Origin of the sequence: Pseudomonas sp. 31 R 17, from assembly GCF_900004915.1 — a bacterium.
Lineage (GTDB): Bacteria > Pseudomonadota > Gammaproteobacteria > Pseudomonadales > Pseudomonadaceae > Aquipseudomonas > Aquipseudomonas orientalis_A.
On the sequence record NZ_CVTN01000042.1, the window covers coordinates 121,458 to 135,187 of the forward strand.

Sequence of the window (13,730 nt, forward strand, 5' to 3'; positions counted from 1 at the left end):
CGCTCATATCTGCCGCGCGACCTCGATGTCACGTTCCAATTGCGCAGTCCAGCGCTCTGCCACACTGACCAGCGTGTTGCCACGACAAGTACAGCCATGCAACGCCGTTATGCGGGTGTGCACCGACCAGCTGCCATTAAGGCTGATAACCGTCAGTCGCCCTCTATGCTCGGGGGCCGCGCCTGCATGTTGCAGCAGTTTCACGGCAGCCATTTGCACCTGGCTGGGTAAATAACCGGGTATTTGCGCGGTGGCTGTGTGTTCCATGTAAAGCTGGCGATTGCTCTCGAGCCTGGCGTTCTGTGGGGTATCGAACATACTCAGACTGCGGGCCATTGCGCAGCGCAAGCATGGCCCATCAGGAGGCGCCACCAGTGGTCCGATCAGTAGATTTTGATCCGATAGCATCACGACCGAATGCGTCAGTTTCCGCTCCCAAAGCACCTGTGCGAGGCGGCGTGTTCGACTGGGATGCAGACTGCCCAATGCCAAGGCGACGAATGTGTCTTTCGTCTCATCTTCCCAGCGGTGGGAAAGCGCATCGTCGATACTCAGCGAACGACCGTTGACGCAACGCTCTAACATTGCCTGGGCAACGGCAAGACCAAACCCGCCTTGATGGATGACTAACATGGCAGGTTCCTCAGGCAAACGGTTGTGGGTAGGGGTTGATCTCGACTGCGCGTCCCGATTGTTCGGCTTGCCTGGCCTGGGCCTGCAAAATCCGAGGGTGACCCAGATACCTTGCCCGGTAAGTAGCGGACATTGGCATCAGCGCAGGGATTACCGCGCGAATTACCCTTAGCCCTGCGTCGCGCAATTCATCGGTAGTCAGGTCAACCAACACCACTTCCATGCCCGCTGCATCCAAGCGCTCCAACAGGTAGCGCAATTGTTCGCGCGGCGTGACAACGTTCGGCTGACTCATCCGGGAGATCGGCATCACTACGTTAGAGCCCGTCAGAAAATCAAAGGCCGGGCGCTGTTCCGCGCGTCCCATGTAAATCGCGCCATGTTCCAGTTCAACAAAGTCACGCACGTCATCGGGTATGGGTAACGACAGTGCTAATATCGAGCGCCCCATGGCACTTTCGCGGATCAACTTTGCGCAACCATCCCACCGATTAAAGCCGGTGGTGCAATTGATAAATTGCGCCGCTTGCGGATCGCCTTCCTTAAGCTGCAAGCCATACACCGTAGGAATACCCAGCTCTGAAGTGGCATCGAAGAACATCTGCTCAAGACCGCTTTCGCGCAGTCGATAAAACTTTTCCGCATGCTCTGCCGGAGCCGGTTCATCCAGCCAGATACGGGGCAACGTAGGCCGAAGCAACCACGTCAGGGCGATGGCGTCACGCTCGATGACTTCGCAGATAGCCGCCACCGCCGCTTGGGCAAAGTCAGTGTGCGCAGCGACACCGGTTGAGATGGGTAACCAAAAGTGCTCACTTGGCCAAGGGCGTATAAACAAGTGCGTCATGATCAGCGGCACCAGCTTGCGCCGGTTTTCCAACGGCGAATAACCGTAGACCCAACGCACAGGAGCGTGCGGGTCAATTCGCTTCAAAGGGCTGAGCGGGTCCGCGTACTCGGCAGCAGAGCCACACGCAATACTCTCGTAACTCAAGCCTTGTGACCCCACCTCTGCAAAGCTTGCCGTAACAATGTCGTCTTTGTTGAAGACGCTCATCGAATAACGTTCTGCTGCTTCGGCGACAGCACGAACCATTGCAAGCTCCGGGCGTTCGTCGGCCCCGCACCCGGCCATTTCTACTCGGCCAGAGCGATTGCCGTGGTAGTCCGAAACATGGGGAAAAGCCAGATTCAGATTACCCAAATGCGCAATAAACGAATGAAAACGAGGTACGTGCATTTCTTGGGAAGAATGTGTCTGCACCGACCTGACCACTCCTCCCGCTGGAGCCAATAGCGACAGAAAAGGGTACTTGTCCACCAGGTCTTCGCTAACCGCAAAATTATGCGGATGCATGGTGCAATCCACGCTCGTAAGTCTTGGCCAGCAAAATCGCCAGATAAGATTCATCCAACGTGGTGAACCCCAAACGGTTATTCATCAAATGAGCGAAATAAAAGGCCAGCGTATCGGCGAGCATCGGGGTATAGAGCGGACACTCTTTTTTGTAGCGCTCCCTCGCATTGCGCATAGCTTTATGCCAACGCGTAATCAGTGTTGCCATAGAAGGATGTTGGGATTGCGTTGGCGGGACAATTGCCTCGTTTGCATCCAACATTGCATTTGCCTTATCGATAAAAGCCGACTTGTAGTTACCGATGTCCGGATTGCCGGAAAGCCAGAAGGTTGAATAACGCTCTAAAAACTCGGCACAGGCATCCTCAGACAAAAATATCTGCAGTGTCTCTACAAAAAAAGGCAGGACAGCGTCTTTGCGGCTCAGTTCAGCCTGAGACTCGCGCAGCAATACTTCACGGGCAATATCGCTGGACAGGCAGAAAACTTCTTCGGCAATAGGCATGCCGTGCTCGCCGCCAAAAACATCCAACTCCGCAATATATCGATCGCGGCAGCAATAGATCGAAGAATCTTCTCCGGACGATAAAACGGAATAACCATCGAAAGACACCAGTGGCACATACGTCGAGGGGACGCGCTGGGAAAGCAACGAAAGTCCATCATGCAACTGATGATAAAACTCTCGCTCTTGTGCACTGCCCTCACCGCCGTGGAGGTGCACACGCAAACGCAAATGCAGGCCGCCTTCATCGAAGTAGCGTAAATAAAACCAGTTGCCACTCTCTACAAGAGTCAGTGCACTCGCCAGACAGTCCGTTATAACAAAGTCGAGCGCATCATGGTTCCCTCCAACGTAAATCTTGTAATAGTGCCATTCCAATGGCTTGAGTGCACCCGACAACTGAACTGCTTCCATCACTTCACCTTGGGACTGAAACGGAAAAACTTAACGCCAATAAATGCCGAAACCATCAGGTAGGCAATCAATCCGAGAATACTGGTTGAAAGCGAATAGACGCCTTCCAGCCCGGACATCACTTGCCGCAACGCGTCCGAGAGTAGCCCCACCGGTGTCGTCGGAATCAACCAACTCCACTGCCCCTGACTAATATCGTTGAACAATTGGCCAAAACTCATGCAATAGAAATTCAATAATAATAAAAAACCATTCGCAAGGTTTAATGAACTGAAGATGCCGGCAATTGCATAACCGTAAGTGACGAGTGTTGCGCTACCCAGCAGCAATACGAAGCCAAAGGCTACCGGCTGTTCGATGCGCACTCGAAAAAACAAACACCCGACGATTACCAATAACATAACTTGTAGAATGGCGATGACCAGGCGCACGCTGAGTTGAGAGATCAATAACGCCAGTCGCGGCATAGGCACTACCGCAAAGTGCCGATAAATGCCTTTTTCCCGTGCCGCAATGATGGGTGCCGCTGTACCGAACAAAGAAACTTGAAGCAGGGATAACGCCACAGTGGCGGGGAACAGGAACTTGAAATAATCAAATCCGTTTTCGGCAACCAGTCGAGGTTGCAGAGAGGTAGTGGCGGCCGCGGGCGCAGCAAGCAGCTTGTCAATCAGCGGCGCTAGACTTTGCCCCTGCCGCGTACTGTAGAGCGCCAGTGGCGGATTGGGTTGACCGCTTGGAGCGATGACCAGAGTGGCTTGCTGCTGCTGGATGACAAGGTCAGGATCAGCGCTCGCAACTCGCCTTACCGAAAACAACGGCTGCTCAGTCAATGCGCTGAACGCCCGATTGGCGGCGCCTTCATTGCCAACGACGAGCACTTTGATACTACTGGCGCTGTCAGGTGTTCCCGAACTGTTGCCCAGGGTAATAATAAAAAACATAGGCAGGGCAAAAGAAAAAAGCAGGGGCAGCAGGTCGCGCGAATACTCTTTGAAGGCAGACAGGGACAATCGGGCGTAAACGGTTAAAACAGACTTCATGGCATCATCCTTAATACCTCGATACTCGTGCTGGATTCAGTCGCGCAGGGCTTTTCCTGTCAGTTGAATGAACACATCTTCGAGGGTGCTCTTCGCAATCTGAAGCTGGATGATTATTCCAGGGTGGCTTTTTTCAAGATTCGCAACGTGCAATAAATCGCTACTGACATTACGTGTTTTCAGGCGTACGGAACAATGAAACGGGTCTTCAGCGATAGTACGAATTTCAACCTGCGGAATGGCACATAACAATGCATCCGTCAGACCGGCAGGCGTAATAAAGTTAATGCAGTGGTCAGGGCAGTACTTGGCGATCAACGCTTGGGGGCGATCATCTTCAAGGATGAGCCCCTTATCAAGAATAATCACACGATTGCAGAGCGCTTCCACTTCTTCCATCTGGTGAGTCGCAATAAGCACGGCACGCTGGGCTTGGCGTTCCTGCTCTAAAATAATATCCCATATAAAGCGGCGACCTTGAGGATCGATATCGCCGGTCGGCTCATCAAGAAACATGACATCAGGCTCACCAATCAGCGACAGCGCCAACGCTAAACGCCGCTTCTGCCCACCTGATAACCGACCAAAACGAACCTTACTTTGCTCTGTCAATCCCACCTGCTGTATGAGTTGCTTTGCAGATCGAGCATTCTTATAGACCACTTGATACATGTCGACTATCTCAGCGACATTCAAATTGGCAGGCAGCGTAAACGATTGGGGCGCCACACCAATTCGCTGCTTAACCTGCGTAGACAATCCCTTTCGGACATCCACGCCTAACAACGTGATATGACCAAACGCAAACGGCAACAAGCCAAGTATGGTTTCTATCAAGGTCGTTTTGCCCGCCCCATTGGGACCGACCAGACCAACAATATCTCCGGGATGTAAGGAGAAATTGATATCCTTGAGCACTTCCACCTTGGCATAAGACTGACTAAGCCCGGACACCGTCAGGTATCCAGATTGAGTTGTTTTCAGCGAAGGTATCAAAGGCTTAAGCAACGCCTCGTGAAGCATAGTTAACTGCCAGTACTGATAATGCAGGACAAGGTACCTACAGTAGAAGCTGACGAAACACAGCCACCCGCACACCCACCGGTAGTGCTGGCGCTACCAATACTGGAAGCGCAGTCACTGGCAAAATGCAGCGAATCCGACAACTCTTCGACAAACAGCTCGATTTCGTCATAGCTGTTAGCGGGGCTTAATTGGAGGTCGAAACGGTGCGAAGGAGCAATCAGTTGCTGAAGTGAACTCATGGTAAAAATCCTTATTTACAATCGCATATTGATATCACGATGGGCAAGTTAGGGTTTTTTAGCACTACAAGCAATAGGCGCTAACAACAAACCGAGCAAATGATAAGGATTCTCATCGAGAGACCCGCATACTTCGGAAAAACTTACATTAAGCAATGCCGACAGGAGGCAGTGTGTCGGCGCTGATTGAAAACGTAGCGGTTCAATCCTCGCAACCGGCAGTCAACGAGCATCAAGCAGTACATTCAGGCCTTGTATTCATACATTCGCTGGTACAAGGAAAAACGTATAAAGATTTCGCTCGGCGCGCTCAGTCCCATTGAGTATCGTGAAAATCTGGGCTTAGCGGCATAACCAGTCCATGTTTCCGCATCCCCCATGCCTATGGCATAAAAATGAGTCTGCACATACAGTTCTAATATTTGTGATTCTGCCTAGGCGGAGTTCCATCAGTCATCGGATCGACCTCCCCTTCTCGGCAGTCCACAAACAATACTAAGCTGACATTTAAAAAGGTTATGCGGAACACAGTCACTACAGGAAATTCTTTGCATTGTTCTATGTCGTTGAGGATTTCTTGGATTCCGACCGCTTTTTTGAAGTGTGGAAGTCGAGAAACCACCCGGAAAACCGGACACCGATTTACGTTATTGGGAAGAGCTATACATGGGGCATTGATTCGTCAGGGGAGGACTTTAAAAGCGAATGGGTTAACCATGCGGCCTACCTGCATCAGCTCGCGGCGGCGACCTCCACGTTCTGCGCCGCCTGGTAGAGAATCTGCCCAACCAGATCGACCTCCGCTTCGCTGATGATCAGCGGCGGCAGGAAGCGAACGGTTGCGCCGTGCCGGCCGCCCAGCTCGACGATCAGGCCACGCTCCAGGCAAGCACGTTGTAGCTTGCGCGCCCGCTCACCATCGGTGGCGGGCTGGCCCAGGGCATCCTGGCTGGCAGGATCGATGATTTCCATGCCCAGCATCAGACCACGGCCGCGCACGTCGCCGATCCAATCGAACTCGGCCTGCAGCCCGTGCAGCAGCGTCTGCAAGCGTGCTCCGACGTTGCGCACATGGCTGCAGAGGCCTTCGCGCTGAATGAAGCGCAAGGTGGCATCGCCGGCGGCCATGGCCAGTTGATTACCTCGGAAAGTGCCGGCATGGGCCCCGGGCTGCCATTGATCCAGCTCGCCCCGGTAGACCACCACCGACAGCGGCAGACCACCGCCGATGGCCTTCGACAGTGTCACCACATCAGGGGTGATGGCGCTGCGCTCAAAGGCAAACAGATCGCCGGTACGGCCGATACCGCATTGGATCTCGTCGAGGATCAGGGGAATATCGTGCTCACGCGTGATCGCCCGCAGCCCCTGCAGCCAGCGATCAGGGGCGCAAATCACCCCGCCCTCGCCCTGCACCGTTTCCAGGATCATGGCCGCCGGCTGGGTCACGCCGCTTTCCGGGTCGGCGAGCAGGTGGCGGATGTAATGCAGGCTGGCGTCGATCGCCTGCTCGCCGCGCAGGCCGAACGGGCAACGGTAGTCATGTGGATACGGCAAGAATTGCACCCCCGCCAGCAGCCCACCCAGGGCATTCTTCGGCCCCAGGTTGCCACTCACAGACAGCGTGCCGAGGGTCATGCCGTGATAGGCGCCATGGAACGCCAGGATGCTCTGCCGCCCGGTTGCCGTGCGCGACAGCTTGAGCGCCGCCTCCACTGCGTCAGCCCCCGTGGGGCCACAGAACTGGATGCGCGCATCCCTGGCGAAGTCGCCAGGCAGCAGATCGAAGACTGTCTCTACGAAGGCGTCCTTGATCGGCGTAGTCAGATCGAGGGCATGCAGCGGTATGCCCGAGGCCAGGGTCTTCTGGATCGCTTCCATGATCACCGGGTGATTGTGCCCCAGCGCCAGGGTACCGGCACCGGCCAGGCAATCGATGTACACCTGCCCCCGCGAATCCTCAACATACACCCCCTGCGCCCGCTTGAGCTCCAGCGGTATGCGCCGTGGGTAGCTGCGCGCATTCGACTCGCGCTGCATTTGCCGCTGCAATGCCGGCGTGCTGTCCAGGCAGTAGCGCTGGCTTAGCCCGCTGTGCCGGTGCTGGAGTTCGAGCGTGGTGTTGGTGATCGGGGTGATTGCATTCATCAGTGCATCCTCGTTCAGCCGCGACCCTGTGGCTGCATGGCTTGACGCAAGCTCAAAGGCCGCATGTCAGTCCAGGCCGACTCGATATAGGCCAGGCACTCTTCCTTGCTGCCCTGCTTGCCGGCCGCGCGCCAGCCTTGCGGTATTGCCTTGTAATCCGGCCAGAGGGAATACTGCTCCTCGTCGTTGACTACAACCAAAAATCGCGTGTCAGGACTGTCCAGACTCATGTTCCACTCCGTTTCCACTGAAAGTGCGAGTGCTTGTAGGCTTTGCATACGAGCGGCCGTAGGATAATACAGTTAATAACAATTATCATTAGGTATTGGCGCGATGCGTTTACACACCCTGCTGTCACAGGCCCCCGCTGCCACAGACAGAGTTCGCCTGCATGCCCACGGTTTGTTTATACTGATCGCCACCAGTGATAACGAGTCTCAACAGCAAGCGACTGACTATGCCTCGACCCACAACCTCCCTGAACACGTATTGCGCAATGCCGCCTGACGGTGACACTGGGCCGCGAGGATGATCGCCAGCCTCGCCCCGCTGTTCAGCGGCCCGCTGGCGGACTATGGCGAAAACCTGCAACTGGCCGGTGATCAACAGCCGGCAATTGCCGGCTCGCAACTGTTTCAGCAGGACTATTTCGCCGAGTTCATTGGTGAACTGGCAGCCCGCCATGGCAGCGACGATTTCATAGCGCTGACCTCTATCTGGTCGAAATGGTATTTCTGCTTCATAGCACCCGCCGTGGCGGCCAGCTTGCTCTTGCAGCGCGAGTTGCCTATCGCCCTGAGCGATGTCGGCGTCACCCTCTCGGCAGCGGGAAAGCCGCTTGGCCTGCACCTGCCCCATGAAGGCAGCGTTCTGCCACCCTGCACGCCCTTCGCGCGCTTCGACGCCTTGATCGAGCGGCATCTGAAACCGGTGATCGAGGTAATGGCCAGCGTCTCGAAAGCCTCCCCACGACTGTTCTGGAGCAACGCCGGCAACCTCTTCGAATTCGCCACTACCCAAGTCGAACTGCATCGATTGGCAACGTCCGATTGCGCAGCCCCGGCCAGAACCGTGCTGGAAAGCCGCCTGCGCCCCGACGGCCGGCGCAACCCGCTGTTCGCCCCGGTGTACTACAAGGACGTCGGCGCTGACGAACCGCAGCGGTTACGCCGTATTTGCTGCATTCGCTACCGCCTGCCCGGCATCGGCTATTGCAGCAGCTGCCCACTCGACCGCGACAAAACACCCGAGTAAGCCGCTGCAAGCGGCTACCTGACCAATTGGAAAGGGTTCTCGCTGCTGTGGTCATAGTCCACCAACTGGCCGTAATCAAGCCGGTAGATGCGATCGGCCACGTCGAAGTAGCGGTCGTCGTGGGTGATGGCGATGACCGTTTTCCCGGCCGCCTGCAACTCGGGCAGCAGCTCGTGGTAGAACACATGGCGGAACACCGGGTCCTGGTCCGCCGCCCATTCGTCGAGCAGCAGCACCTCGCGACCCTCCATCATCAGCAACAGCAGGGCCAGGCGCTTGCGCTGCCCCTGTGAAAGGGCCGTGGTGGACAGGCGCCCATCGACGAACTGCACCTTGTGCGCCAGCCCCAGGCGTTGCAGATAGTGATCGACCCGCTCCTCCAGACCATCGAGCTGGCCGTTCTCACCGAGCACATCGGCGAACAGATAGAAGTCGGCGAAGATCGCCGCGAAATGCTCGCGGTGCCACTCGCTGTTCGAGACATCCAGTGTCACGCCATTGAGCGCGACCGTACCCTCGCTGGGCTGGTAGAGCCCGGTCAGCAATTTGGCCAGGGTCGACTTGCCGCTGCCATTGCCGCCGACGATAAAGATCAGTTCGCCACGGCGAACGTGCAGATCGATGGGGCCCAGCTGGAAGGCGAATTCGTCGCTCTGCCCGGGGTAGCGGTATTGCACGTTGCTCAGGCGCAACTCACGGAAAGGCTCGGCGGCCTTGGGCGGCATGGTGAAGTGCACCGTCTCGCCCAGGGCCAGGTCATCGATGGCCTGCAAGGCCACATGGCCGCGGATCACCGCCGGGACGGCATCGAGGATCATCGAGATCGGCGTACGCAGGAACATGATCGCCAACACGTAGCCCACCACCACCTCCTGGCTCAGCAGCCCGAGGCCCTGACCGAGGAAGAACAGCGTACCGATCAGCACGAACACCAGCAGCGACGTCCAGTTCAGGTTGATCGCCCACAGGGTATCGGCGCGTACCGAGGCCTGCAGCGAGGCCTGCGCGATCGGCTCCAGGCGCTGGTTGTACAACATCTGCCGACGTTCCCGGCTCAAGGCCAGTTCGCAGCGGCCGTTGATAGTCGCCTCGAACTGCTCGGTCAACCGGTCGTCCTGCTGCCGCACCTGCTGCATCAGGCGCTTGACCTTGCGCCCGAGCAGCACGTCGAGCAGCACGCCGAAGGCGATCACCACCAGGGTCAGGGCGAAAAAGGGCAGGCTCAGCCAGGCCATGTAAGCCAGGCCAACCAGCAGCAGCAAGCCGTTGTACAGCGAGATCGGCAATTGTTTGAAGGCCGTGGCCACGGTGGTCACGTCCTTGGTCAGCGCATTGAAGATGCGCGAGCTGCCCAGTCGCTCGATGCGCTCCAGGGCGGTGCCCAGCACCTTGCCCACCAGGCGCAGGCGCAACTGATAGACCAGGCGATGGCCAATCTGCACCAGCAGCCACTGGGCCAGGGTGCCGCTGACGAACAGCAGCAACAGCAGGCCGGCGAACAGCGCCAGCGCCTGGCTCAGATCATCCAGCCCCTTTTCCAGGCTGCGGTTGATATAGCCGATCAGGCCAATGCTGCTGGCCGCACTCAAGGCACTGCACAGCACCGCCAGGAAAATGCGCCAGCGCGCATCATGCAGCAGTTCCTTCAATAACATCATCAGTTCGACACCTTCTCGGCGGGGTGTTGCGGCGCAATGCTTGGCGCCAGCAAGGACAACAGATCCGTACTCAGGCGCGGCTCGGCAACGATCGCATGATGGCCGACATCAAGGCTCCGATAATGCAGCGCCTTGCGCGTGTGCGCCTGCCAGGGTGTACGCAGATCACCGTGGGCATTGCTGCGCCACAACCAGATGGGCACGTCGACCACCGGTAAGGCCTGTTCGTACAGGCGCGTCTTGATCGCCCGGTAGCGCACCATCACGGCCTGCAACTCGGCATCAGCGCCGTGTGATTGCAGATGCTCACGCACCTCGGCGTCGGCCAGCATGCGGGTCACGCCCTCGGCATAATCGCAATTGGCCAGTTGCCGGGCCAGACGCTCGCGCAACGTATCGCCAAGCGGCCGCGAACGGGTGCGACACAGGAACACCAGGTCGGCGAGCAACTGGCCACCCTCGTCGCCGTCGCCTGCAAGGCTGCGCTGCGGATCATGATCCACCGTCGCCAAGGCCTTGATGGTGAAGCCGGCTGATTGCAGGTGCGCAATCAACAGCAGTGCCAGGCGCGAAGCCAGGCACCAGCCCAGCACCACCAGCGGCCGCTGCTTGAGCGACTCGGGAATGCTCTGCACATAGCGCTGCAGCAGGCTGCCCAGATCCTTGCTTTCCCACCCCTCGTCAAATGCCGCCAGGCCATAAACGGCCTGGGTTTCGCCAAGGTGCTCCACCAACGGTCGGTAGTCTTTCAGGTGGCCCTCCGCGCCATGGACCAGGAGCAAGGCGGGCGCCTCACCGGCCACATCGTTCAGCACCTGCCAGCCCTCGCTACTCGCGCCCTGATCGAGGCTCTGCACCAGTTCGCGCACGGTCTGCCGTTCGAACAGCAGATTAGTTGGCGGATTGAGCCCCAGTTGCTCGCGAATCAGTGCCACCACCTTGATCGCCGCCAGGGAATGCCCGCCCGTAGCGAAGAAGTTGTCGGTCACGCCGAGATCCTCGACACCCAGCACGCGGCACCAGATTTCCAGCACGGCGCTTTCCAGTTCGCCGACCGGGGCCACCCGCGCACCTTGCAGGCGCTGCCGGGCACGCTCCAGCAGCGCCTGGCGATCGAGTTTGCCATTGCTGTTCAGCGGCAGGGTTTTCAGGGCGAAGATGCCGGCGGGCAGCATGTAGTCCGGCAGTTGTTGGGCCAAGTCGTCGCGCAGCAGGTTCGCGGCCCTGCCCTGCCCTGGCTCCTCCACGACGAAGGCCAACAGGCGCTCACCATCAAGCAGCACCGCCGCCTGCTGCACACCCGGCAGGCCGCGCAACGCCTGTTCGACCTCCGCCAACTCCAGACGAAAACCGCGAATCTTCACCTGCTGATCATTGCGCCCGAGAATGCGCAAGGCGCCATCGGCCTGGCGCAACGCCAGATCACCGGTGCGATACAGGCGCGCGCCGGACCGCAGGTCTTGGCCGAATGCCGAACTGCCGACATCCCCCAGGTAGCCGCGGCCGACACTGGCACCGGCCACGCACAACTCGCCCGCCTGCCCGGAAGGCACGGCGCGCTGTTGTTCATCGAGCAGATAGATGCGGTTGTTGCCGAGCACCTGGTTCAAGGCCGTGCCGCTTACCCCCTGCTCGCTGTCGATGGCCCGCCAGAGCACGCCGACCGTGGTTTCGCTCGGCCCGTAGTGGTTGTACAGGCGGCAACCGGACCCTGCCTGTGCCAGCCGCGCCAGCAGGCTCTCGCCCACCGCTTCGCCGCCAAGCACCAGCACCTGACGCGGCAGCACACCCTCCGGCGGATGCTCGCCGATCAATGCCTCAAGGTGCGATGGAACGATCTTCAACACATCCAGCGGATACTCGCGCAGTTCCTCGGCGAAGGCCTGCGCATCGGTGACGCTGGCCTGGCTCAGCAGGTGCACGCAGCCGCCCTGCAGCCAGGCCGGGTACAGCACGGTATTGCCCAGGTCGGCGAGCAACGACGACACCAGCCCGTAGTGAGCACCTGCCGGCAGATCCAGCGCGTGAGTGATCCGGCTCGCGTAGTGGCGTAGCTGTCCCTGCTCGATCTGCACGCCCTTGGGCTTGCCGCTGGTGCCCGAGGTGTAGAGCACATAGGCCAGGTGCTGCGGCGCGCTGGCCACAGGCGCAGCGAGTGGTGCAGCGCTGCTGGCCTTCGACCAGGCCAGGCCGGGCACGTCGCAGACCAGGCTCGACTCATCCAGGTGCAGCACAACAGCAGGTTTGGCATCCTCGAGAATGCTGGCCAGGCGCAGCGGTGGCAGCGTCGGGTCCAGCGGCAGATAGGCCGCGCCCGCCTTGAAGCAGGCCAGCATGGCGACCAGCATCTGCGCGCCACGCGGCAGCAGCAGCGCCACCACCTGGTCAGGGCCGGCGCCGGCCTGCTGCAAGCTAGCGGCCACCCGTTCGCTCAGCGCATCCACGTCGGCATAGGACAACAGCTGCGGGCCATCGCGCAGCGCCGGGCTGTGCGGCTGGTGGCGCGCATGGGCACGGAATCGCTCGACGATATCGACGTCCGCCGGCAGTTCCTCGCCCGTCACTGTGGGCTGCGCCTCCTCCGTCAGCAAGGCATCCAGGCCGTCCAGCGGCGCTTGCGGCGCCTGCAGCAGTTGGCCGATCCAGTGCACGTAACGGCGCAGCAAGAGCTGCATCTGCTCACGGCGATACAACCCGGTGTCGTACACCAGCGCCAGCTGGCCCTGGCCGGATTCATCCAGCAGCCAGTGCAGTTGCAGTTCCACCGGTGTGTCGAAGGACAAGGCCTGCAAAGCCTGTACCTCGGCCAGATGCTGCACGCGCAGCCCGGCCTGGTAGCTGGCGCGCCACTCCGGCAGCAGCTCGGCCTGGCCGAGGTACTCCTGCCAGAGCACGGCGCTTTCCAGTTGCCGGGCCAATTGCCGGGCCAGGCTGACCCAACTGGCGTGCTCGGACACATGCACCTGCATGGGCAGCGTTTGCTCGAACAGCCCGTAGGCGCCCTGCAGTTCCTCATAGTCGTCACGCGGGTCGTGCTGCAGGCCCAACTGCGCATGACGCTGACCGTTCAGGCGGCCGAGCAAGGCGCCCCAGGCTGCCAGGGCGAGAGGCTCGATGGCCAACCCCTCGCCCGCGGCCACTGCCTGCACGGCACTGCACAGTGCAGGTTCGAGCGCCTGCTGCACGCAGCCACGGGCACCGCTGGCCATGCCATAGCGTTCGATCAGGCGCAGCCCCGGCACCTCCTGCAGGGCCAGGTTGCGCCAGAACTGCACGCCCTGCTCGGCGTCCTCGTCCAGTTGCAGGCCGGCGATCCACTCGGCGTAGTCGCTGTACTGCATCGGCTCGGCCTCCAGTGCCGCGCCCTGCCCCAGCAGCTCACGGCGCAGTTGCTCAAGGCTGCGCAGATCCAGGGAGCAGGCCGGCAGCGCCAGCCATAGCTGCTCGTCGCGC

Annotated in this window: 11 protein-coding genes and 1 pseudogene; 2 read left to right on the forward strand and 10 right to left on the reverse strand. The window is 59.2% G+C overall.

The window, feature by feature from the left end; all coding sequences use genetic code 11:
* Positions 1 to 3: 3 nt before the first annotated feature.
* From BFP89_RS04470 to BFP89_RS28245, 6 genes are read right to left on the reverse strand one after another with little or no spacing between them, the layout of a single operon-like run.
* Positions 4 to 633, reverse strand: coding sequence for a hypothetical protein (locus tag BFP89_RS04470; RefSeq protein ID WP_065884372.1), 630 nt, complete (start codon positions 631 to 633; stop codon positions 4 to 6).
* A gap of 10 nt (positions 634 to 643) precedes the next feature.
* Positions 644 to 1,990 (reverse strand): YcaO-like family protein, encoded by a 1,347-nt coding sequence (locus tag BFP89_RS04475; RefSeq protein WP_176718390.1) that lies wholly within the window; start codon positions 1,988 to 1,990, stop codon positions 644 to 646.
* The gene (locus tag BFP89_RS04480) at positions 1,977 to 2,909 is read right to left on the reverse strand and encodes a lantibiotic dehydratase C-terminal domain-containing protein (RefSeq protein ID WP_065884374.1); all 933 of its coding nucleotides are present in this window, start codon (positions 2,907 to 2,909) and stop codon (positions 1,977 to 1,979) included. The genes BFP89_RS04475 and BFP89_RS04480 overlap by 14 nt, the downstream gene beginning before the upstream one ends.
* Positions 2,909 to 3,952 (reverse strand): ABC transporter permease, encoded by a 1,044-nt coding sequence (locus tag BFP89_RS04485; RefSeq protein WP_065884375.1) that lies wholly within the window; start codon positions 3,950 to 3,952, stop codon positions 2,909 to 2,911. Before BFP89_RS04485 ends, BFP89_RS04480 begins: the two co-directional genes overlap by 1 nt.
* 36 nt (positions 3,953 to 3,988) lie before the next feature.
* Entirely contained in the window at positions 3,989 to 4,975 is a 987-nt protein-coding gene (locus BFP89_RS04490) for an ABC transporter ATP-binding protein (RefSeq protein ID WP_065884376.1), read from the reverse strand.
* Positions 4,976 to 4,977: 2 nt separating this feature from the next.
* A complete protein-coding gene (locus tag BFP89_RS28245) occupies positions 4,978 to 5,217 on the reverse strand; it encodes a hypothetical protein (protein ID WP_139114980.1) in 240 nt (79 codons plus the stop codon).
* A gap of 201 nt (positions 5,218 to 5,418) precedes the next feature.
* Here BFP89_RS28245 and BFP89_RS27045 point away from each other — a divergent pair.
* A pseudogene (locus BFP89_RS27045) lies at positions 5,419 to 5,571 on the forward strand (IS3 family transposase); the annotation flags it as partial.
* Positions 5,572 to 5,949: 378 nt separating this feature from the next.
* On the opposite strand, the gene BFP89_RS04500 reads toward BFP89_RS27045, so the two are convergent.
* Both BFP89_RS04500 and BFP89_RS04505 read right to left on the reverse strand, forming a co-directional pair.
* Complete coding sequence (locus BFP89_RS04500) at positions 5,950 to 7,365, reverse strand: diaminobutyrate--2-oxoglutarate transaminase (protein ID WP_083208020.1); 1,416 nt, start codon at positions 7,363 to 7,365, stop codon at positions 5,950 to 5,952.
* A 14-nt stretch (positions 7,366 to 7,379) separates the two neighbouring features.
* Positions 7,380 to 7,595 (reverse strand): MbtH family protein, encoded by a 216-nt coding sequence (locus BFP89_RS04505; protein ID WP_065884378.1) that lies wholly within the window; start codon positions 7,593 to 7,595, stop codon positions 7,380 to 7,382.
* Positions 7,596 to 7,893: 298 nt separating this feature from the next.
* Here BFP89_RS04505 and fhuF point away from each other — a divergent pair, with 298 nt between their 5' ends.
* Positions 7,894 to 8,619 carry a siderophore-iron reductase FhuF gene (gene fhuF / locus BFP89_RS04510; RefSeq protein WP_065884379.1) on the forward strand — a complete coding sequence of 242 codons (726 nt, stop codon included), beginning with the start codon at positions 7,894 to 7,896 and terminating at the stop codon, positions 8,617 to 8,619.
* A gap of 14 nt (positions 8,620 to 8,633) precedes the next feature.
* Here the strand turns inward: fhuF and BFP89_RS04515 are convergent, their stop codons facing one another.
* Together BFP89_RS04515 and BFP89_RS04520 are read right to left on the reverse strand one after the other, a co-directional pair.
* Positions 8,634 to 10,277 carry a cyclic peptide export ABC transporter gene (locus BFP89_RS04515; RefSeq protein ID WP_065884380.1) on the reverse strand — a complete coding sequence of 548 codons (1,644 nt, stop codon included), beginning with the start codon at positions 10,275 to 10,277 and terminating at the stop codon, positions 8,634 to 8,636.
* Positions 10,277 to 13,730: non-ribosomal peptide synthetase (locus BFP89_RS04520; RefSeq protein WP_065884381.1), on the reverse strand; the 3,454-nt coding region annotated here is incomplete at its 5' end. The genes BFP89_RS04520 and BFP89_RS04515, both read right to left, overlap by 1 nt.

Bases quoted from the DNA above. Each gene is read 5' to 3' on its own strand.
- BFP89_RS04500 (WP_083208020.1), bottom strand. From the start codon at position 7,365: ATGAATGCAATCACCCCGATCACCAACACCACGCTCGAACTCCAGCAC.
- BFP89_RS04480 (WP_065884374.1), bottom strand. From the start codon at position 2,909: ATGGAAGCAGTTCAGTTGTCGGGTGCACTCAAGCCATTGGAATGGCAC.
- BFP89_RS04475 (WP_176718390.1), bottom strand. From the start codon at position 1,990: ATGCATCCGCATAATTTTGCGGTTAGCGAAGACCTGGTGGACAAGTAC.
- BFP89_RS04490 (WP_065884376.1), bottom strand. From the start codon at position 4,975: ATGCTTCACGAGGCGTTGCTTAAGCCTTTGATACCTTCGCTGAAAACA.
- BFP89_RS04485 (WP_065884375.1), bottom strand. From the start codon at position 3,952: ATGAAGTCTGTTTTAACCGTTTACGCCCGATTGTCCCTGTCTGCCTTC.
- BFP89_RS04470 (WP_065884372.1), bottom strand. From the start codon at position 633: ATGTTAGTCATCCATCAAGGCGGGTTTGGTCTTGCCGTTGCCCAGGCA.
- BFP89_RS04505 (WP_065884378.1), bottom strand. From the start codon at position 7,595: ATGAGTCTGGACAGTCCTGACACGCGATTTTTGGTTGTAGTCAACGAC.
- fhuF (WP_065884379.1), top strand. From the start codon at position 7,894: ATGATCGCCAGCCTCGCCCCGCTGTTCAGCGGCCCGCTGGCGGACTAT.
- BFP89_RS04515 (WP_065884380.1), bottom strand. From the start codon at position 10,277: ATGATGTTATTGAAGGAACTGCTGCATGATGCGCGCTGGCGCATTTTC.
- BFP89_RS28245 (WP_139114980.1), bottom strand. From the start codon at position 5,217: ATGAGTTCACTTCAGCAACTGATTGCTCCTTCGCACCGTTTCGACCTC.